The following is an 18,548-nucleotide window of genomic DNA, read 5'->3' as shown; positions in this document are numbered from 1 at the left end:
CTTTTAGTGCGCGTGACCGGACTCGAAGCCGCCTTTTTCAAGCTGGGCTTTCAGGGTGAAAGCGCCTTCGGCGACATAATTCTGGCCTGGCTGAAGACCGGAAAGGATTTCCACCCATCCGCCGGATTCCTTTCCGGTCATGACCGGCCGTGGAGCGAATCCGCCCTGTACGGGAACGAATACGACGCTGTCATCCTCGTAGTTTTGCACCGCTCCGGTCGGCACAGCGATCGCCTCGCCCCCTTCCAGTCCGCCAATCCGGGCGGAGACGAAGAGTCCAGGCCGGATGCTGCCATCCGGATTGTCGAGGATGACCCGCGCGGTCGCGGTCCGCGACCGTTCCTGGAGCTGCGGCGTTACAAAGGCGATCTCGCCTTGTGCAATCTGGTCTCCGGCATCGTTATGGAATGTCACCGAAGCGTCTTTTTCGACATCGGCCAAGGCTTCGCGGTAGATATCGATATCGGCCCATACGGTTGCGTCGTCGGCAACGACAAAGACCGGCTCTCCGCCGGCGGCGACCGATTGGCCGAGCGAAATGCGCCGCTCGATCACGGCGCCGGCGATTGGCGTGGTTATCGTATAACGGCCCAGAGCGCCGTCGGGGGTATTCTCAATACCGGCAAGCGCGGCATGACTGACGCCGACAGCGTGAAGCTTGGTTTCTGCGCTTTCTCTCTGCGCGCGCGCAGTCGATAGCGCTTCACGCGCGGCGGCGTGTTCGGCCTCGGACGTCACGCCTTGTTGCAACAAACGATCTTCGCGGGCGAAGGTCGTTTGCGCCAGACGTTCCCCGGCTAGCGCGCTCAGATAATCGGCCTTCATTGTGGCGAGCTCCCGGCTGTCCAGCACCGCCAGGGGCTCTCCCGCGGCGACATGATCGCCTTCTGTTGCGTTCAGTGAATGGACTACGCCTGCAACGCGAGGCGTTACATTGGCCAGCTTATTGGCGTCGAAATGAATTTCGGCTGGCAGTTCCACTGCGCCTGGCAAGCCGCGCTTCTCCGCGGACAGAGTCTGAATTCCGTATTGTTCAGCCTCTTCCGGGCTTAGCCGCACCAGGTCCGAATCCTGACCGTCTTCTTCATGATTATCTTCGGCCGGTTCGCCGTTTTCGTGTCGTTCTTCTGTCTGGGCTGATATGTCATGTGAATCCGTCTCGCTTGCGCGGTCAGAGCCGCATGCCGCTGTCAGGACGGCCAGCGCGAGCGCCGCCGCCGGTATTTTGAGTCGCAATGTCATTGGTCGTATCCGGTAATTTGAATGGGGGCGTAGGGGGGATAACCGCCGAGAGAAAGAAGCTCCGCGCGCGCGCTGCGGGCTGCTCGGGCGGCCTCCACTCGCGTAGTCTCGATTTCGACAAGGCTCCGCCGGGCATCGAGCAGGGCGGTCAGGTCGAATTTGCCGGCCCGATAGCCGATGCGCGCAGCTTCAAACGCTTCCCGCGCGGCGGGCACGGCTTCGTCCGTCAGCGCCGATTCCCGGGCTTGCGCCGCCACCGCCTCGGCGTGGGCGCGGCGTATCTCGCTCGCCAATCTGTTCCGGACGGCGCGGGCTTCCAGATCGGCGCGGACAGCGCGGCGCGAAGCCGCTTCAACTGCGCCCTGATTCCGGTCGAAAATCGGAAGCGGAAGGCTGATGCCTGCGACGAGCGCCTGTTCGTCCGTGTCCCGAAAGCTCTTGACCCCTAGACGCGCCGTTACATCGGGCATCGCCAGCGATCGTTGGTAGGTCAGCTCGCGGCGTCTTGCGTCCAGCCCTAGACGCGATGCCCGCAGGCGCGGATGAGTTTCCGCGCGCTCCATCACTTCGCCTGGTTGTGGAAGGGCCTGTTCAGCCGCATCGGAAACGGCCTCGCCAAATGGGGCGTTTTCCGCGCCCCACAGCGCGGCAAGTGAAAGTCGGAGACGGGCGACGTCAGCAGCCACTGCGGCGGCCTCGGCGCGGGCGCGGGCGCTGTCCGCTTCAGCACGGATGGCTTCCACGGACGCTGCGGCGCCGGCCTCCACCCGCCGCTGAACCGCATCCGAAACCTCGGCGGCAAGCAGGGCGGCCTGTTGGGCGAGCCGCGCGCGTTCCTCGGCGGCCACCAGCGCGTAGAAATAATCCGCCGCTTGAAGCGTCAGGTCTCTCATTTGACGCGCGCAGTCCGCTTCCGAAGCTCTGGCGCGGGCAAGGCCGGCGACTTCCGCCTTGCGGCGTTTGCCGCCCAGCATGAAGGTTTGAGACACTGACGCGGTGGATTCTCCGGCTCCAAGCGTCTGGATGCCCGCGCCGTCAAAATCTTCAACTTCAATTCCGAGAACCGGATTGGGCCTTAGTCCAGCCTGACGGGCGTCTGCGCGTTGAGCCAGTGCTTCCAGCGCAGCGGCCCGAAGTTCCGGAGCAGCCGTCTGGACAGCCAGCAGCGCCGCGGAAAGCGTCAAAGGGTCGTCCCGGGAAGGGATTGCTGTGTTTTGTGCGAGGTCGTTTGCCGCACCATCGCACAGGCTGGGCGCGGCTTGAGCGCCGCCGCCAGCCAGCGCAGCGGCCAGCAGACCGCTGCACAGTAATTTCATATGCATGTTGTTCTCCGATGATGATCGTCACGAAGCCGCCCACACCGGGCGGCGCGGCGCGATCAGCTCATCGGAGGCCGAAGATCGGGAGAGATAATCTGACTGACGTAGTCGAAATGCGCGATCGTCATGCTCAGGCTGGCGTCAGTCTTGATGCCTGCGTTCGCAATGCTGCGCGCGCCATGCCAGTGCACATGGCAGCTGGCCGCATGGCAAAAATGATCCTGGTCCGGCTCGGATTGAGCAGGGGATTGCGATTGGCCGTCGATTACTTCAACGGCGCTTGGGTCATTATGGGCGTGCAGATCGTCGGTTGCGGCATGCGCCGGGGCCGTGATGGACAGCGCCAGCCAAACAATTGTCAGCAGACGTCCAGCCCAGAGACGAAAACTTTGATTTCGCTTCTGTCTCATGACGTTTCGCAACCCGTTTCGCGGCGCTTGGCTTCATTCAATTCAGCGCGCGCCAACCGAAAGATAGTGATGGATGAGCGAAGGAAAAGGCCGGCCAGCAGCGCGGCGATGACAAGGTCGGGCCAGATCGATCCTGTCATCGCGACCAGACCAGCGGCAATGAGCACTCCGATATTACCGATCATATCATTGCGGGAACACACCCACACTGACCGCACGTTCGCATCGCCGTCGCGCCAGCGTAACAGAATGAGAACGCTCGCCGCATTCGCGAGAAGCGCCGCCAGTCCCATCGGGGCCATGATGTCAAATGCCGGCGTCTCTCCCGAGAAAGTCCTGACCAGGGTCATGACGAGAATCACACCCGCCATGACGGCGAGGCTTCCCCCTTTGATCAAAGCCGCGCGCGCCCGTGTCGTCGCAGGGCGTCCGATCACTAGAAACGTCATGGCGTAGGTCGCCGTGTCTGCCGCGAAATCGAGCGCATCTGCTTTCAAGGCCATTGATCCGGCGACGAAGCCGGCGGCCATTTCGACGACGAACATGAGCCCATTGATTGCAATCACAACCGTCAGGGCCGTGCGATAGGCCTTGGAGGCCCCTTCGAAAACCGGCGCCTCGCAACAACCGGCCGCAGCATCGGGGATCTCTTGCGTCATTGGAAACACGCTACAATCTATAGCGGCTATAGATTCAAGGGGCTTTCCACATGACCGGATACAGCATCGGCCAACTCGCCGCCCGGACGGGCGCCAAGGTCGTAACCATCCGCTATTATGAAAAGATAGAACTGCTTGAGGCTCCGCGCCGAAGCCGGGGCGGTCATCGTCTATATGATGGGCAAGCAATTACGAGGCTGAATTTCATTCGTCGTTCTCGCAAGCTTGGCCTGTCGCTAGAGGCGATCGCCGACCTGATCCGATTGGCGGAGACCCCTGACTCGCCATGCGATAACGCCGATAGAATTGCGAAGTCACAACTCCGGGACATCCGGACGCGGATGCGTGAGCTCAGAGCGATGGAGCGCGCGTTGTCGCGCATCCTTGAAGAGCCATGTGGAGGCCGGGCGAGAGATTGCGGAATCCTGGGGATCTTGTCCCCGGAGCAAACGAATTGACCGTGAGCGGCAGACAATGACTGAATCGATGACAATTGGCGGCGCGGCTAAAAAGGTTGGCGTCAGCGTCGAAACTATCCGGTTCTATGAACGCAAAGGCCTGATTGAACAGCCGCTCAAACCTTCAAGTGGCGGCCATCGCGCCTATACCGCTGACCTGGTCCGTAAATTGAGATTCATAAAACAGGCTCAGGGGCTCGGATTCTCTCTCCATGAAATTGGCGAACTTCTGGCGCTGAGAACTGATCCCGCGGCAGAGTGCGACGAGGTGCGAGATCGTACAATTGTAAAACTCGAGGATGTGGACCGTAAAATATCGAGGCTTCGGACTATGAGAAGCGCGCTCATCCGGATGATCGACGCCTGCCCGCGCGAGGGTCCGGCCTCGGAATCCTGCACGATCTTGAAATCGCTCGATTCCGAAGATTTTTCAGGCGCGGCTTGACTCCGTACCATGGTACGGCGGCTATATTCGCATCGTTCTGATTTAAACGGAGACGAAGCATGCGCAAATTCACACTGGTTGCAGGCGCCTTGGTTGCGCTCGCCATTCCGGCCGCGGCGTTCGCCGCGCCAATGCTGGCCAACTGTCCGCTTTGCCCCTGAGCAAACTCTCGTATGAAGATGGCGCTTCGTTGAGCGGCGCGCCATCTTCCTCGCGACCCTTAAAGCTTTACACAATGATTTCTGGTACTGTGCGCGCATGATCCGGCTCGTTCTCTCCCTGTTTCTGGCGATGGTTTTCGCCAGCGCGCCTGTTTTCCAGGCGCAGGCGGAGTTGATGCCGGCTCCCTCAAGCCCCGACCGCGCCGCGAACGTTTCTGACCACGCCATGGAATCCATGGCGGAGTGCGGCCATTGCGATGAGTGCAATGACAAGGCCTCAATGCCGGATTGCGCAACGCCCTGCCTGATGAGCTGCACTGGCGGCTTCAACTCTCTCGCGCTTCTTTCCGGGTCGCAGCATGACATTCGTATTGCGTCGAGCGCGCTGATTTTGCCTTTTGCCTCGCGCCGCGCAGACGCGCTGTTCGACGCCGATCCCCCGCCTCCTCGACTCCAGACGACGTGATCTTTGTCCGCGAGCCGCGAGCCTTCGTCTCGCCTCCCGGATTCACTCGACTTTCTGGAAACTGAAATTTGCTCCCGGGACGGAGCATGAGGAGACGAACCATGAACACCACAATCACGCTGGCCGCGGCCGCGGCCCTGACCATGACTCTCGCAGTCCATGCGGCGGCGCAGGACGCCTCGTCCGGCAACGCGCCGACTGGACAAATTACGGAGCGCGCGCCGGAAACCGGCGACACGCCTCCCTCTGCGATGATGCAGGACGAAGACACCCGCATGATGGGGCGGATGATGGATGGCGGGATGATGGACGGGCCGGGCATGATGATGGACCCGGATTCCATGACCGAGGAGCAGCGTCAGGCCATGTCCGACATGATGAAGAGCTGTCATCGCATGATGATGGCGATGTCGGAGCCCGGCCCTGACGGCCGCATAAACGCGGACTCTCAATAGGCGTCCCCGCAGATTCCAGAAGATCTGACGAATCTCTGGATCTGATTGACGGCCGCGGGGCCGCCTTCAGGGCGCGTCTCGCGGCCTGCCGCCCATCAGTGCAGGACACCATCATGAATATGTTTTCTGGAGCAGCGCTCGCCTGGGCGCTCGCCGGCGCCGCGCCCGCGGCGGAACCCGCCCCGCCCTTGCGTCTTGAGGATGCGGTGGCCATGGCCCTGAGCGCGCGCGATCCCGCGGCTGAACGATTTGAGGCGAAGGCCGAGGCGCTGGAGGACCGCGCCGTCGCCGAAGCGCAGCTTCCCGATCCGACCGCGCGCGTCGGTCTGGCCAATTTTCCGGTCGACACGCTGGCTTTCGAGCAGGAGCCAATGACGCAAATCCAGGCTGGTTTGCGCCAAGAGTTTCCCAAGGGCGACACGCTGACGTTCAAAGGCGAACGCCGTCGCGCTGAAGCCGGCGGCGAGCGGGCGCGCAAAGCCCTGGCTCTTCGCAAGATCGAGCGGGAGACCCGGCTGGCCTGGCTGGACCGCTATTACTGGACGCAGTCGCAGGATTATATCCGCCAGAGCCGTGAAGCGGTGGATGAGCTGATTGATTCTCTCAGCGCAGCGTTCGCGTCCGGTTTGATGACCAGCCAGGACGTGTTGCGCGCCGAGCTGGAACTCGCCCTGCTCGATGATCGTCTGGCGGAATTGCGCCGGCAGGAGGCGGCGGCGCAAGCCGTGCTCGCCCGCTATGTCGGCGAGGCATCAGCGCGGCCCATGCCCGCCGCGCTGCCCGCGTTTGCGGATCCGCCATCTCTGGAAATCATGGAAACCGCGTTGGCCGATCATCCCGCTGCACGCGTGAAAGATGCGGAAGTCCTGGCGCAGAGCATCGATACCGAGATCGCCGAGGAAGCTTATAAGCCGTCCTGGGCGCTGGAAGGCGGCTACGGCCTGCGCGGCGGCGGGCGGGCCGATTTTGCCAGTGTCGGCGTCAGCGTCTCAATTCCGTTGTTTACAGGCAAACGACAGGACAAAAGGCTTTCCGCGGAGATCAAGGAACGCAGCGCGGCCGAACTGGCCCGCTCGGCGGAACTGCTTGATCTGCGGCGCGATCTGGGACGCGCCTATGCGGACTGGACCGGCCTGCAGGCGCGTATCGATCTTTATGATCAGGCGGTGACGGTTCGCGCCGGGGAAACCGCCGAGGCCTCGATCGCCGCGTATGGCGGCGGCAATGCCGATTTCCCTGAACTGATCCGCAGCCAGCTCGCCGAGCTCGATGCGGAACTCAATCGACTGAAACTCCGCGTCGACCAGGCCAAAGCCTGGGCTGAGCTCGATTATCTTACAGGAGGCGCGCCATGAGCCCGTCACGCATCGCCCTTATTTCAAGTCTGCTGACCGCCGCGGCGGCGAGCGGGTATTTCGCCGCCCGTCTGACAGGCGCGCCTCAGCCGTCCGGCATGGGAATGGGCGAACAGTCGGACGGGGGCGATAGCGGCCCCGGCGAGGGAACACAAGACCGTGAGATTCTTTACTGGAAAGCGCCGATGGACCCGAGCTACCAGCGCGATGAGCCGGGCAAGTCGCCCATGGGGATGGATCTGGTTCCCGTCTATGCCAAGGCGGGCGCGGCGGACGATGAAGAGCCAGCCCTGCGTATTAATCCGGCCGTGGTCAACAATATCGGCGTGCGCACCGCGGCCGCCGCGCGCGCGGATCTGTCAGAGCGCATTGAGACAGTGGGCTATGTAACCGCCGACGAAGAACAGGAATCGGTCGTTACTGTGCGGTCTGAAGGCTGGGTGGAGCGGCTGGCCGTGGAGTCGATGGGCGCGCGCGTCCAGCGCGGCGACCTGCTGTTTCAGTTCTATTCGCCGATGCTGTTCAGCGCGCAATCGGAATATCTCCAGGCGCGCCGCTTGGGCAGGCCGGCGTTGACCGAAGCGGCCACCGAGCGGTTGCGGTCCCTCGGGATGAGGCAATCTCAGATCGAAGGCCTGGCCTCTTCAGGGGTGACGCGCCGGTTAATCCCGGTCCATGCGCCGCAAAACGGCGTGGTCACCGAGATGAATGTCCGTGAAGGCGCGCAGTTGACGCCGGGGCAGGCCGCAATGCGCCTGGCCGACCTTTCCACGGTCTGGGTGATAGCCGATGTCTTCGAAAGCGCGGCGGGAACCGTCGCCCAAGGACAGCGCGCAACCATGACCTTGGCTTCATTTCCTGGCGAGCGCTGGTCCGGCGAGGTCGATTATGTTTACCCCACGGCCGACGCCGACGCGCGGACCGTACGCGTCCGCCTGCGTTTTCCAAATTCTGACGGCCGTCTGAAGCCGAATATGTACGCCAATATCAGGCTGGAGAGCGGCGACGCGCCGATAGGCGGCGGAGTGACCATTCCGCAGGCGGCTTTGATCCGCGGCGCTGACGGCGACCGGGTTATCCTGGCGCTGGGCGAGGGCCGCTTCCGGCCAGCGCAAGTCACAGCCGGCGTCAGCGCCGGAGATCGCGTGGAAATCCTCTCCGGCCTCGCTGAGGGCGAGAGGGTCGTCGTATCGGGCCAGTTCCTGATCGACTCCGAAGCCAGCCTGGACGCCGCCCTGATGCGGCTTGATACGCCGGGTTTCGAGAAACCCGGGGAGAAGTCCGGTCTTCCGGGAGAGATGTCCATGGAAAAGATGGACATGGATCAACCGGAGTCAGGCCGCATGGGGACGGACGTCTTCGCGGCGGCGGAGGGCGTTGGCGTGGTAAACGCGATCGATGCGCAAGCCCGGACCGTCAATCTTTCTCATGAGCCGATTCCCGCCATCGGGTGGCCCGCCATGCGTATGGATTTTGAGGTCGCTCCGGATGTGGTCCCGGGCGACATCGAAACGGGCGACCTGGTCGAGTTCAGTCTGCAAAAAACTGGCGAGAGCTACACGATCACCGCCATCGCGCCCGCCGTCGCTGGGGAGACGGAACAATGATCGGCTCTCTGATCCGCTGGTCGATCGCCAACCGTTTGCTGGTGATCGTCATTGCCCTGCTGATGGGGGGCTGGGGCGTGCAGTCATTGCGTACCACGCCGCTGGACGCCATTCCCGATCTCTCCGACGTCCAGGTCATCGTCAAGACCACCTATCCCGGTCAGGCGCCGCAAGTGGTGGAGGACCAGGTCACTTATCCGCTCGCCACCGCCATGCTCGCAGTGCCCGGCGCGAAGACCGTGCGCGGCTATTCATTTTTCAACGATTCTTATGTCTATGTGATCTTCGAGGAAGGGACCGATCTCTATTGGGCGCGCTCCCGCGTTCTGGAATATCTCAGCCAGGTCGCCCCTCAGCTTCCGGACGAGGCCGAACCCGCGCTCGGCCCTGACGCCACCGGCGTTGGCTGGATCTATCAATATGCGTTGGTCGACCGCACCGGAAACCACGATCTTGCGCAGCTGCGCGCCATTCAGGACTGGTTCCTGAAATACGAACTTCAGACTGTGGAGGGCGTGTCGGAAGTCGCCGCCATCGGCGGCATGGTCAAGCAATATCAGGTCGTCGCCGATCCCAACAAGCTGCGCGCCTATGGCCTGCCGCTGTCGCGCCTGCGTGAAGCGATTCAGCAGGGGAATATGGAGACTGGCGGGCGCGTTATCGAGATGGCCGAGGCGGAATATATGGTCCGCGCCAGCGGTTATATCGATTCCATCGGGGATCTGGAGCAGATACCGCTAAAAGTCAGCGGGGAAGGCGCGCCGATTCTTCTTGAAGACGTTGCCGCGATCCGGCTGGGACCGGAACTGAGACGCGGCGTCGGCGAGCTCAACGGCGAAGGAGAAGCGGCCGGCGGCGTGGTCATTATGCGATGGGGCGGCAACGCGCTGGCGACCATCGACCGCGTCAAGGAGAAGCTGGAGCAGCTTGAAGCCGGCCTGCCCGAAGGCGTCGAGATCGTCACGACCTATGACCGCTCCGGTCTGATTGAACGCGCTATTGATACGCTGACCGAAAAACTGATCGAGGAATTCATCATTGTCGCGCTGGTGTGCGCGCTTTTCCTGTTTCATCTGCGCTCGGCGCTGGTGGTGGCGATCAGCCTGCCGCTTGGCGTCCTGGGCGCTTTTATCGTGATGAACGCGCAAGGACTCAACGCCAACATCATGTCCTTGGGGGGCATCGCCATCGCCGTCGGCGCCATGGTCGACGCCACCATCGTCATGATCGAGAATGTTCATGCCCGACTGGAGGGCAAGGAGGTGTCAGGGCGTGAGCGCTGGCGTCTCATTGGCGAGGCGTGCGTGGAAGTCGGCCCGCCGATCTTCTTCTCTCTACTCATCATCACGTTGAGTTTCACGCCGATCTTCGCGCTGGAGGCGCAGGAGGGGCGGATGTTCAAGCCGCTCGCCTTCACCAAGACCTATGCGATGGCTGCGGCGACCGCGCTGTCGGTGACTTTGGTTCCCGTGCTGATCGGTCTTCTGGTGCGCGGAAAGATCGCGCCCGAGCATAAAAATCCGGTCAATCGCGTTCTGACGGCCGCCTACCGGCCCATCATCGGCTTCGCCACGGCGCGGCCCTGGATGACGCTGGGACTGGCTGCCCTGGTCATGGCCACCGCCCTAATTCCGGCGACCCGGCTGGGCGCAGAATTCATGCCCGATCTCGATGAAGGGGATCTGCTCTATATGCCGAGCGCTTATCCGGCGGTTTCCGTGGGCAAAATGTCCCAGATCCTGCAACAGACGAATAAACTGATCGCAACGATACCCGAGGTTCAAACAGTCCACGGCAAAGCAGGCCGCGCCGAGACAGCAACCGACCCGGCGCCGCTAACCATGATTGAGACGACGATCCAGCTGAAACCCCGCGAAGAGTGGCGCGAAGGCGTGACTCTGGATTCGCTGAAGGCGGAGCTGAATGCGTTGGTCCAGATTCCCAGTCTTACCAATGTCTGGACCATGCCGATAAAGAATCGCATCGATATGCTCGCGACCGGCATCAAGACCCCGGTCGGGGTCAAGATCGCAGGTCCGGATCTGGAAACGATTGGTAAAATTGGACGGCGCATCGAAGACGTCGTCGGAAAAGTGCCGGGAACCGCTTCGGTCTATTCCGAGCGGGTGACGGGCGGGCGTTTTATTGACATTGATGTGGACCGGGAAGCGGCGGCCCGCTTCGGGTTAAATGTGTCCGATGCGCATGATGTCGTTCGCACCGCCATCGGCGGCATGACCATCGGCGAAAGCGTGGAAGGTCTCCGGCGGTTTCCGATCAATCTGCGCTATCCGCGCGAGATGCGGGATTCGCTGCAGGACTTGCGAAGTCTTCCCATCGTCACCCCGATGGGAGCGGAGATTCCGCTCGGCCGCATCGCCGCGATCCAGATAACGGAAGGGCCGGGCATGATCCGCAGCGAAAACGCCCGTCAAACCGGCTGGGTCTATATCGATGTCGAGGGCCGAGATCTCGGTTCCTTCGTGGCCGATGCTCGCGAAACGGTCGCCAGCGACATCGAGCTTCCCGCCGGCTACTCCATCGTCTGGTCGGGACAGTATGAATATATGCAGCGCGCCAAGCAGCGCTTCGCCCTAGTCGTACCGGTGATGGTCGCGATCATCATGCTTTTGCTCTTTCTCAATTTCCGAAACATCGCCGATGTCCTGATCATCATGGGGACCTTGCCGCTGGCGCTGGTGGGCGGGCTCTGGCTGATGTTCCTGGCCGGATTCAATCTTTCTGTCGCTGTCGCCGTGGGGTTCATCGCGCTCGCGGGGGTTTCAGTCGAAATCGGTGTTCTAATGATCATGTATTTACGCCAGGAGCTTGCCGCTGCGGAAGCAGAAGCCAAAGCGCAGCGGCGGACCATTGAACCCGAAGACTTGAGAGAAGCGGTCCGCCGCGGGGCGTTACGGCGGCTGCGCCCGATCATGATGACATTCGCCGTCATCGTCGCGGGTCTGCTGCCAATCATGTATGGCCATGGAACCGGGTCGGAAATCATGCGCCGGATCGCCGCCCCGATGATCGGCGGAATCGTCAGCACGACGCTCCTGGCGCTGGTCGTGGTGCCGGCGGTCTATTTGTTATGGCGCCGACGGGCGATGGCAGCCGGTTTGGGGCTAGCCGAGAAATCTGAACAGGAGCGCATTGCGTTGAATGAAACGCCCTGAAAACGAAGGAAATAGACCATGATGGACAGATGGCTCCCTGGGGCATGATTATTCATGGGTCTTGTGCTTGCGTTCGCCGTAATTGGCGTCATCGCCGCCATATGGTTTCTTTTCGCAGTTTTGCGTCGGCACAACTGACCCTTATCAAAACTACTCTGAGGGAAACCGCTGGCGAGTTGGCATGCATATTTTGTTGTCTCTTGAAGAACTAGCGCGCCGCCGCGCTGTGCGCGCCCGGCTGCCCGCATAGCTTTCCGCCGGCGTGCGGTGGTGGCTGAGGAGTACGGCGACATGCGCGCGGTGCAAGGAGGTCCACGTCATCGAGATCGGCGATGGCGCAGGCGACGCTTAGGATGCGGTGATAGGCGCGAGCGCTTAAGCTCATCTTTTCAGCGGCTTTGGGCGAGGCGGGCGAGGCGGGCCTCGTCTGGGGCGGCCACGCGTTCGACCATGGCCGTTGTGATTTCCGCATTCGAGTGACCGCCATCGCCGCGGCGATGCGGGCGGCGGCAGGGCGAGATCGGCGGCGCTGACGGCCGGAACGTCGATCTGCAAATCGATGCGGTCCATCATCGGACCGGAAATGCACGCCTGATAATCGATGGCGCAACGCGGGCCGCGCTTGCAGGCGATCTCTGAGAGGCTCTCATTTCTACAGCGGCATACGCACGTTGCCTTCTTTCCAAATTTCAATTGGTCAATAAAAACAATAAGGAAGCTCCCGTGCTTGAGCGAGCTCGCCTCTTTGGGAGAGCAGATTAGGCGGCGGCGACGACAGCTTGGATTGCGCCAGAAGGATGTCGCGGAGCAGCTTGGCGTGAACATCTGGACGGTCGGAAACTGGGAGAAAGGCGTATGCGGACCACAGATCGAGCATTGGCCGCGGCTCATCGATTTTCTTGGGCGGGACCCGTTCCGTCAGCCGCGCTCGCTGGGAGAACATGTCCGCCGCGAAATGCGGATGCGGGGGCTATCCTACAAGACCTTTGCCAAGGAGGTCAGGATGAGCCCGGAGACTCTCGTGAAGATCGTCAGGGACGAGTATGGCGTGATCGATCCGCGCCTTCGAAGCGCGCATCAAGCGCTTCAGCAGAGATATGGTCTTAGGAAGTTATAGCAGCGTCGCCGCCTAGGCCGACCGAACGCCTGCCAGAGCGTCAATAACCGGGCAATCTTTGGCCTCTCCGCCCTCGCAATCCCTGACCAATCGCGTCAGACTCGTCTTAAGCTTCCTGAGATCGCAGATCTTGGTCTTGATCGAAGCCAGATGGCTGCTCGCCATGTCCAAGACTTCGCCACAGGTAAATTCGCTCGAGTTCATCAGCGACAGCAAGGCGCGAATTTCTGCGACAGATAAGCCCAGATCACGGCCTCGCATGACAAACCCCAGCCGGGCTTGATCGTCCGGCGAATAGAGCCGGTGGCCGCTCTCTGTCGGTCAGGCTTCGAGCGCCCAGTTAAGCCGCCTCGGGGGAGGGTTTGCCCCACTCTGCCGCGGCTCCTCCCGCAAAATTGCCAAAAGCCGGCAATCGGGCAAGGCCTACGACTGGGAAAGCTTTATTGCTTAGTGGCGATCATGGTTTTTGCGAGAATTTCATAGTCTGAATTGAGCAACACGATTTCGTAACTGCCGGGGCTCAGCGCCAAGGGACGGACCGCGGCTGCGTCCCTTATTAGAACGCGATCGAAAGGTACTGCAGCGTTCGAGCGGTTAGGCAAGCGCGCCTCCACCACCAAGAGCTCTGCAGTTTTCAAATTGCGCAATTTTCCATCGATCCAAGGTTGGACAGAATGGGCCGATCTGCCGATCCCTGTGAACCAGGCAGGCAAACCATTATCCGCTTGCGGGAGTTCATTTGTGCGAATGATAAAATCGAACGCATCGTGGGCTGACTCAGCCGGGTCGGTTACTTCCAAGAAGGAATATGGCAAAGATTCATTTTGAATAATCGGGCAGGCTGACTGGCTCACGGTGACCGGGTCATAGCCTGACAAATCGCGCAGCCAACCCGCCATATACTTCTGCGGCAGGGGCGGCGCGCCGCTATCCTCACGGGCGTGCCCTTGGCCCGCATAGACGACAACCTTTGCTTCAGGGTCCTTTTTGAAAGTTCGCGTTACTAGATTTTCTGCCTGAATTCGTTCGCGGTCATTGATTGGGTCGCCAGTACCAGGCGTTTGATTTGTCATCCACTCGTAGGGAATCAGCGTGTACCCAAGCCGTATCGCGTGCTCGACAAAGCCGGCAAATACAGGTTCCGTAATCTCAGCGCCTTCGGATCTCTTTAACCACCCCCTTTCCTCTATTGCCGGCGCGGCAAGAGTAAGGTCCTCGATCGCGAGATACCGGTAGCCTCGTTCGTAGAGTTGCCCAATCAGGATATGGGCGTAAGCCCGATGCGCCGGGATGTGATGGATCTCATTGACGATGACAATCCGGGCGTCTGTCGAAACCGCTGCGACCGCCTCCACCCCATCGCGCGCGTGATCCGAATCTATTCTGGCCACACAACTGGCCTCATGCTCGATATTGTATGTACCGCCAATGGCGTAAGCGGCGGCATAGTCGCCCACGGCGGCGTACATCTGCGCTGCGTAGTCGCGCACACTATCACATCGGTGAAGGTTTTGATTTTCTAACGCCGCCACAGCAGCAAGGGGATTTCCCTGCAGGAACATTAGTACGGTCTGATTGCGAACCTGTATTGCTTGCTCGCAGCCCTCTTCCGCCGCCGCTGAGCCGCACAAAGAAAGAAAAAATAATACTGATGCGGCGAAAAAATTGAGTTGGAGAAAAATTTTATTCATGACCCTCGTCTTGGCCTGCCCCAAATGGGTGGTCCGGTTGTGATGTTAGTGGGTGTGGCTTTTCAGCTCCATAGAGAATCAATTCCGGCGCTGGCGGACGGCACCCGAGCGCTGAGTGAGATCTGACGCGGTTATAATGCTGGCTCTAAGCCTCGATAAGGAGCTGCGCTTCTTTCAGGGAATAGAAGATTTCTCCATTCAGCAGCTCGTCGCGCAGTCGTCCATTGAAGCTTTCGACGTAGCCGTTCTCCCAGGGCGATCCGCGTTCGATGAAAGCCGCGCAGGAGCCCCCGCTGCCTCGATCCAGTCCCGCCCCCGTCGGGCGACGAACTCCGGGCCGTTGTCGGAACGGATGAAATCGGGCGCGCCCCGCGCCTCGATCGGCATTGTCAGAGGAAACCGGCTTGAGCGGCCAACCTCGCGCCAGTAGCGTTTCCGGATGGCCAATCCCTTCCGCTATTTCAAGACATCGCCCGAGGTGATCCGCTTTGCGGTGATGCTCTATGTCCGGTTTCCGCTTTCCCTGAGGAACGTGGAGGATCTGCTCCACGAGCGTGGCATCGATGTCAGCCACGAGACGGTGCGGTGCTGGTGGAACCGGTTCGGCCCGATGTTCGCCGGCGAGATCAGGCGGAAGCGAGCCCAGCAAATGCTGTCGTACCCACAGTGGCGCTGGCACCTGGACGAGATGTTCGTGAAAATCCGCGGCGAGACGCACTATCTCTGGCCGGCGGTCGATCACGAAGGCGAGGTGCTGGAGGCTTATGTCTCAAAGACTCGGGATCGCGAGGCAGCGCTTCGATTCCTGCGCAAGGCGATGAAGCGGTATGGGGAACCGAGATCCATCGTGACCGACAAGCTCAGATCCTATGGCGCGGCGCTGAGAGAGCTGGGTCTGGACGGCCGTCAGGAAGCGGGGCGCTGGCTCAATAATCGGGCGGAGAATTCACATCTGCCGTTGCGAAGACGGGAACGGGCGATGCAGCGTTTCCGGCGGATGCGAAGTCTGCAGAAATTCGCCGCCGTCCATTCTTCCGTCTTCAACCATTTCAATCACGACCGCCATATCAACCGCCGCTCAGCCTTCAAGGAACACCGTGCCGCCGCCCTTGCCGAGTGGCGTCGGCTTGGCGCGGCCTGAGGCCGGCCTATACCGGCTCTAGGGAGACCGGTTCGCATTCGCCTGACAGCACCCGGGCCATGCATTTTCAGCCTGAAGGGTAAATCAGCTGATCGGAATAAGAGCCCTGCTGGTTGGCTCATGTTATCAAAATTACTCGGACATTAACTGTGTATATCTTTAACGTAGTCAACAAATAGTGATATTACCTGACTATCATTCAGTTTCCGCTCATATCCAAGCCACTGACCATCCGGATTGCATTCTAAAAAATATAATACTTCGTTTTCATCTACTATAAAATCAAAAACACCATAGTCCAAACCCATTTCTCCGAGATATTGATCTATCTTTTCTTGATCTTCGTCCGTTAAATTTACTCGTATAACCTCCGCCTCTTGGCTTGATAACCGCCAATCAACCGCACTGCCTAGGCCACTGAACTTAAAGCCAGCCCCCTTGCCCTTAAAAGATACATATCTAATTTCGTATTCTTTATATACTCTCCTTTGAATGATGCTTGGCGCCAGGGCGACCTCTTCCCTCGAGGCCGCTTCTATTTCAGCACAATTAATTTCATTGGTTAATATCCATTTATAATCATTCCCCTTAGATAAGGTGGGGGGGACAAAATTTGTTTTTAATGATTTTGTAATATAATTGGCATCACCCCTCATGAAAGATAGTATGGTGTTTTTATTTCCACCAATACAAAATCCCGGAACATTAAAACCCACCTTCAATGCTGTAGACAGTTCAATCATTTTATTTGTAGAAAATACCGTTTTCTGTATGTCGTTAAAACACGGTATGCTATTCAACAACAACCAACCCTCAAATGCCACTCGCTTTTCTGTAGCTGCATAATATTTTGCTTGATGAGCAGGTGTTGGAAAATATGTTATATTGTATTTATTCCTCCACCACACTAATATATTTTCTTTACCCGTAAATTCCTGCATGACCATGTCTTTATAGGAAAGCGCAGTAAGGCTGAACTGTAATTTATTATCTTTATTGGTATATGAACAAACTGCACATTCCGAAACTGGGTCGAATAGCGCAACGTTTAGCCCCTCCTCCACTAGACGCTCACACACCGCTTTAATATGAGGGTCACGGACTGAACCATAAACTAGAAGCGTCCTGCTCATGGCGCAATTATTCAGATGTTTCGCAAAATTTAGCGCCGTACGCCCGCAAAGCCTCGGCCGCGGTCCGGCCAAAGCCAAGCTGAGCTCGCAATTTGTCAGCCTCCTGTTCGCTCTCTAAGGCCGGATAGTATATTGGACCGCCATCACGACACGTTCTATATGTACCTAAAATTTGCGTACCATGCTTCATTTGATGAGCAAAATCTAAGAAAGAGCCATAGTCCACGCCCGAGAGATTACTTTCTGCATACGCTCGATCTGCTGCTATTTTTATTTCAGAGAATCTTTCCTTATCGGTAAAATGCTTAACCAACAAGCGCCCGGCCTCAGCTCCATTCTCACCCAAATCCGCCGTTACTGGATAACCGTTCTTTGCCACATAGTCATATAAATAGTCTCTATTGTTTTCCATTAACTTACAATATAGCCGAGCCGCAATCGCACGCTCTGTAATAGTTCCGTTCGATAGAGAGTGAAAATTAAATGAAAGTAACTGGTCTAAATTAGCTCTGGCGAGAAACTCGCTTGAAATCGCTTTTTCAGCCGGGCCAGATTCGAAGACCAGTTTGTCTTCTGAATTAATATCCGCTTGCAGTCCCGAGAGCTGTGTTTTTAACTCACCCCTAAGTCGCCCCCTGAATTTAACCTGAGAGAGTCGTAGCGATGACTGATTGTGAATAGACGCCCAATAAACATTCGCAGGTGACGCGCAGGAATTTGCATTTGGCTCAATTATTTCTTTTGATTCAAATTTTGTTAAATTATCTATTTCTTGGGACACGCTATCTTCAATTTCTAAGATCAGACGCTCAGCTGGCAATTGAAGCAAGAAAAGCAAGAGAAGAACTAAAGGCATGATTTTTCCCTAATATAGCGGCGCGCCGAAACAACCGACGCGCCACTACTGCGTTAGCCACTAACAATCGTCAGTGGTGCACCATTCTTGACTGCCGTCTGGTCCGATAGTCACGGTGTTCTTGGGATTATCGCAGCCCTCACCAATTCCCGCGGCGCCATCACCGCCGGCAATCAAATCAAGCGTTGGGCCGTCCAATTCCCTGAGCTGGTGTATGCCTGGTTCAGCTTTCTTAAACAAAAAAGGTGTAGGCATTTTCATGATTGTCTCCTCCATTAGTTGACGCTTGATGCAACCATAAATTTTTACCGCCCACAACCCATGGTAGATACGTTTTTATTAATAATTTAGCCCTTCATGACTCCCTCGCATGCAATCCGGCTGGTTGTCGATTATTAAAATGGGGCCCTGCAAACGGGTCAATCTACCGGTATCCATTTCATAAACACAGTCAACGTATTCTATTAAGTCGGGCCCATGAGTTATAATAACGCAGGTTACTTTCATCTGAGACAAAGTATCTTCTATCTAGCTTTTGGTTAACCAATCAAGATTCGCCTTGCGCTCATCCTGGAACAGCACTGATCGGCTACGACACCAACGCTCGAGCAAGAAGAATTCTCTGACATCACCCTCCTGAACGCGTTTTACCTATATCGCCGACGACGCTGAAATAATTCATAGGCTGGTGTATAAGATCATCATGAACACGCTATTTGGGCTACCACATTTACGCGGTCCACATCTATATCAGGATCAAAAAATAGCAATATTATTTGCAATGGCGCCAGACAGAAGCTTATCGTTCTGCACTACAACTTCGATCTCACACTAGAGGCGAATGCCAAAGCGGTCTA

At 58.4% G+C, this 18,548-nt stretch carries 19 protein-coding genes and 2 pseudogenes; 9 read left to right on the top strand and 12 right to left on the bottom strand.

Features of this window, described 5'->3' with window-relative positions:
* Positions 1-3: 3 nt before the first annotated feature.
* The 4 genes from H2040_RS05845 to H2040_RS05830 are packed head-to-tail and all read right to left on the bottom strand — an operon-like array spanning position 4 to position 3,630.
* The gene (locus H2040_RS05845) at positions 4-1,242 is read right to left on the bottom strand and encodes an efflux RND transporter periplasmic adaptor subunit (protein WP_287155938.1); all 1,239 of its coding nucleotides are present in this window, start codon (positions 1,240-1,242) and stop codon (positions 4-6) included.
* The gene (locus H2040_RS05840) at positions 1,239-2,564 is read right to left on the bottom strand and encodes a TolC family protein (protein ID WP_287155937.1); all 1,326 of its coding nucleotides are present in this window, start codon (positions 2,562-2,564) and stop codon (positions 1,239-1,241) included. Before H2040_RS05840 ends, H2040_RS05845 begins: the two co-directional genes overlap by 4 nt.
* Positions 2,565-2,620: 56 nt before the next feature.
* Complete coding sequence (locus H2040_RS05835) at positions 2,621-2,971, bottom strand: hypothetical protein (RefSeq protein ID WP_022696740.1); 351 nt, start codon at positions 2,969-2,971, stop codon at positions 2,621-2,623.
* Entirely contained in the window at positions 2,968-3,630 is a 663-nt protein-coding gene (locus tag H2040_RS05830) for a cation efflux transmembrane domain-containing protein (protein ID WP_287155936.1), read from the bottom strand. The genes H2040_RS05835 and H2040_RS05830 overlap by 4 nt, the downstream gene beginning before the upstream one ends.
* A gap of 50 nt (positions 3,631-3,680) precedes the next feature.
* Here H2040_RS05830 and H2040_RS05825 point away from each other — a divergent pair, with 50 nt between their 5' ends.
* The 7 genes from H2040_RS05825 to H2040_RS05795 all read left to right on the top strand — a co-directional run bounded on the left by H2040_RS05825 (position 3,681) and on the right by H2040_RS05795 (position 11,753).
* The gene (locus tag H2040_RS05825; RefSeq protein ID WP_287155935.1) at positions 3,681-4,088 is read left to right on the top strand and encodes a MerR family transcriptional regulator; all 408 of its coding nucleotides are present in this window, start codon (positions 3,681-3,683) and stop codon (positions 4,086-4,088) included.
* 16 nt (positions 4,089-4,104) lie between these two features.
* Positions 4,105-4,533 (top strand): heavy metal-responsive transcriptional regulator, encoded by a 429-nt coding sequence (locus H2040_RS05820; RefSeq protein WP_022696743.1) that lies wholly within the window; start codon positions 4,105-4,107, stop codon positions 4,531-4,533.
* A gap of 258 nt (positions 4,534-4,791) precedes the next feature.
* On the top strand, positions 4,792-5,160 hold the full coding sequence (locus H2040_RS05815; protein WP_022696744.1) for a hypothetical protein: 369 nt from the start codon (positions 4,792-4,794) through the stop codon (positions 5,158-5,160).
* Between the two features lie 101 nt (positions 5,161-5,261).
* Positions 5,262-5,615 carry a hypothetical protein gene (locus tag H2040_RS05810; protein WP_022696745.1) on the top strand — a complete coding sequence of 118 codons (354 nt, stop codon included), beginning with the start codon at positions 5,262-5,264 and terminating at the stop codon, positions 5,613-5,615.
* Between the two features lie 113 nt (positions 5,616-5,728).
* Positions 5,729-6,970, top strand: a complete 1,242-nt coding sequence (locus H2040_RS05805; RefSeq protein WP_287155934.1) for a TolC family protein — start codon at positions 5,729-5,731, stop codon at positions 6,968-6,970.
* Positions 6,967-8,577 (top strand): efflux RND transporter periplasmic adaptor subunit, encoded by a 1,611-nt coding sequence (locus tag H2040_RS05800; RefSeq protein WP_287155933.1) that lies wholly within the window; start codon positions 6,967-6,969, stop codon positions 8,575-8,577. Before H2040_RS05805 ends, H2040_RS05800 begins: the two co-directional genes overlap by 4 nt.
* Positions 8,574-11,753, top strand: coding sequence for an efflux RND transporter permease subunit (locus H2040_RS05795; protein ID WP_287155932.1), 3,180 nt, complete (start codon positions 8,574-8,576; stop codon positions 11,751-11,753). Before H2040_RS05800 ends, H2040_RS05795 begins: the two co-directional genes overlap by 4 nt.
* 208 nt (positions 11,754-11,961) lie before the next feature.
* On the opposite strand, the gene H2040_RS14290 is transcribed toward H2040_RS05795, so the two are convergent.
* Both H2040_RS14290 and H2040_RS14350 read right to left on the bottom strand, forming a co-directional pair.
* Positions 11,962-12,225, bottom strand: a complete 264-nt coding sequence (locus H2040_RS14290; RefSeq protein WP_353844802.1) for a magnesium chelatase subunit ChlI family protein — start codon at positions 12,223-12,225, stop codon at positions 11,962-11,964.
* The gene (locus H2040_RS14350; RefSeq protein WP_287155931.1) at positions 12,135-12,578 is read right to left on the bottom strand and encodes an ATP-binding protein; all 444 of its coding nucleotides are present in this window, start codon (positions 12,576-12,578) and stop codon (positions 12,135-12,137) included. The genes H2040_RS14290 and H2040_RS14350 overlap by 91 nt, the downstream gene beginning before the upstream one ends.
* Here H2040_RS14350 and H2040_RS05785 point away from each other — a divergent pair.
* On the top strand, positions 12,481-12,870 hold the full coding sequence (locus H2040_RS05785; protein ID WP_206740775.1) for a helix-turn-helix domain-containing protein: 390 nt from the start codon (positions 12,481-12,483) through the stop codon (positions 12,868-12,870). The two genes, H2040_RS14350 and H2040_RS05785, sit on opposite strands and share 98 nt — an antisense overlap.
* Before the next feature lie 12 nt (positions 12,871-12,882).
* Here the strand turns inward: H2040_RS05785 and H2040_RS14280 are convergent.
* The 3 genes and pseudogenes from H2040_RS14280 to H2040_RS05775 all read right to left on the bottom strand — a co-directional run.
* Positions 12,883-13,176: pseudogene (locus tag H2040_RS14280) on the bottom strand (MerR family DNA-binding protein); the annotation flags it as partial.
* Positions 13,177-13,310: 134 nt separating this feature from the next.
* Positions 13,311-14,561: a hypothetical protein gene (locus H2040_RS05780; RefSeq protein WP_287155930.1), complete on the bottom strand. Its 1,251-nt coding sequence runs from the start codon at positions 14,559-14,561 to the stop codon at positions 13,311-13,313.
* Positions 14,554-14,933 (bottom strand): annotated as a pseudogene (locus H2040_RS05775) (integrase core domain-containing protein); the annotation flags it as partial. The gene H2040_RS05780 and the pseudogene H2040_RS05775, both read right to left, overlap by 8 nt.
* Before the next feature lie 67 nt (positions 14,934-15,000).
* Between H2040_RS05775 and H2040_RS05770 the strand changes: the two are divergent.
* Positions 15,001-15,702: an IS6 family transposase gene (locus tag H2040_RS05770; RefSeq protein ID WP_022696762.1), complete on the top strand. Its 702-nt coding sequence runs from the start codon at positions 15,001-15,003 to the stop codon at positions 15,700-15,702.
* A gap of 143 nt (positions 15,703-15,845) precedes the next feature.
* Here H2040_RS05770 and H2040_RS05765 read toward each other — a convergent pair whose 3' ends face one another.
* From H2040_RS05765 to H2040_RS05755, 3 genes are read right to left on the bottom strand one after another with little or no spacing between them, the layout of a single operon-like run.
* Entirely contained in the window at positions 15,846-16,835 is a 990-nt protein-coding gene (locus tag H2040_RS05765) for an MvdC/MvdD family ATP grasp protein (protein WP_152485788.1), read from the bottom strand.
* 7 nt (positions 16,836-16,842) lie between these two features.
* Positions 16,843-17,691: a hypothetical protein gene (locus H2040_RS05760; protein ID WP_152485789.1), complete on the bottom strand. Its 849-nt coding sequence runs from the start codon at positions 17,689-17,691 to the stop codon at positions 16,843-16,845.
* Between the two features lie 60 nt (positions 17,692-17,751).
* Positions 17,752-17,952 (bottom strand): hypothetical protein, encoded by a 201-nt coding sequence (locus H2040_RS05755; RefSeq protein WP_152485790.1) that lies wholly within the window; start codon positions 17,950-17,952, stop codon positions 17,752-17,754.
* Positions 17,953-18,548: the final 596 nt, after the last annotated feature.

This window comes from Euryhalocaulis sp. (genome assembly GCF_013911995.1).
Taxonomy (GTDB): domain Bacteria; phylum Pseudomonadota; class Alphaproteobacteria; order Caulobacterales; family Maricaulaceae; genus Euryhalocaulis; species Euryhalocaulis caribicus.
Note: the sequence above shows the minus strand (reverse complement) of the source record. Positions and strands in the feature narration are given on the sequence as shown.

Bases quoted from the DNA above. Each gene is read 5' to 3' on its own strand.
- H2040_RS05845 (WP_287155938.1), bottom strand. From the start codon at position 1,242: ATGACATTGCGACTCAAAATACCGGCGGCGGCGCTCGCGCTGGCCGTC.
- H2040_RS05840 (WP_287155937.1), bottom strand. From the start codon at position 2,564: ATGCATATGAAATTACTGTGCAGCGGTCTGCTGGCCGCTGCGCTGGCT.
- H2040_RS05835 (WP_022696740.1), bottom strand. From the start codon at position 2,971: ATGAGACAGAAGCGAAATCAAAGTTTTCGTCTCTGGGCTGGACGTCTG.
- H2040_RS05830 (WP_287155936.1), bottom strand. From the start codon at position 3,630: ATGACGCAAGAGATCCCCGATGCTGCGGCCGGTTGTTGCGAGGCGCCG.
- H2040_RS05825 (WP_287155935.1), top strand. From the start codon at position 3,681: ATGACCGGATACAGCATCGGCCAACTCGCCGCCCGGACGGGCGCCAAG.
- H2040_RS05820 (WP_022696743.1), top strand. From the start codon at position 4,105: ATGACTGAATCGATGACAATTGGCGGCGCGGCTAAAAAGGTTGGCGTC.
- H2040_RS05815 (WP_022696744.1), top strand. From the start codon at position 4,792: ATGATCCGGCTCGTTCTCTCCCTGTTTCTGGCGATGGTTTTCGCCAGC.
- H2040_RS05810 (WP_022696745.1), top strand. From the start codon at position 5,262: ATGAACACCACAATCACGCTGGCCGCGGCCGCGGCCCTGACCATGACT.
- H2040_RS05805 (WP_287155934.1), top strand. From the start codon at position 5,729: ATGAATATGTTTTCTGGAGCAGCGCTCGCCTGGGCGCTCGCCGGCGCC.
- H2040_RS05800 (WP_287155933.1), top strand. From the start codon at position 6,967: ATGAGCCCGTCACGCATCGCCCTTATTTCAAGTCTGCTGACCGCCGCG.
- H2040_RS05795 (WP_287155932.1), top strand. From the start codon at position 8,574: ATGATCGGCTCTCTGATCCGCTGGTCGATCGCCAACCGTTTGCTGGTG.
- H2040_RS14290 (WP_353844802.1), bottom strand. From the start codon at position 12,225: ATGCGGAAATCACAACGGCCATGGTCGAACGCGTGGCCGCCCCAGACG.
- H2040_RS14350 (WP_287155931.1), bottom strand. From the start codon at position 12,578: ATGTTCACGCCAAGCTGCTCCGCGACATCCTTCTGGCGCAATCCAAGC.
- H2040_RS05780 (WP_287155930.1), bottom strand. From the start codon at position 14,561: ATGAATAAAATTTTTCTCCAACTCAATTTTTTCGCCGCATCAGTATTA.
- H2040_RS05770 (WP_022696762.1), top strand. From the start codon at position 15,001: ATGGCCAATCCCTTCCGCTATTTCAAGACATCGCCCGAGGTGATCCGC.
- H2040_RS05765 (WP_152485788.1), bottom strand. From the start codon at position 16,835: ATGAGCAGGACGCTTCTAGTTTATGGTTCAGTCCGTGACCCTCATATT.
- H2040_RS05760 (WP_152485789.1), bottom strand. From the start codon at position 17,691: ATGCCTTTAGTTCTTCTCTTGCTTTTCTTGCTTCAATTGCCAGCTGAG.
- H2040_RS05755 (WP_152485790.1), bottom strand. From the start codon at position 17,952: ATGAAAATGCCTACACCTTTTTTGTTTAAGAAAGCTGAACCAGGCATA.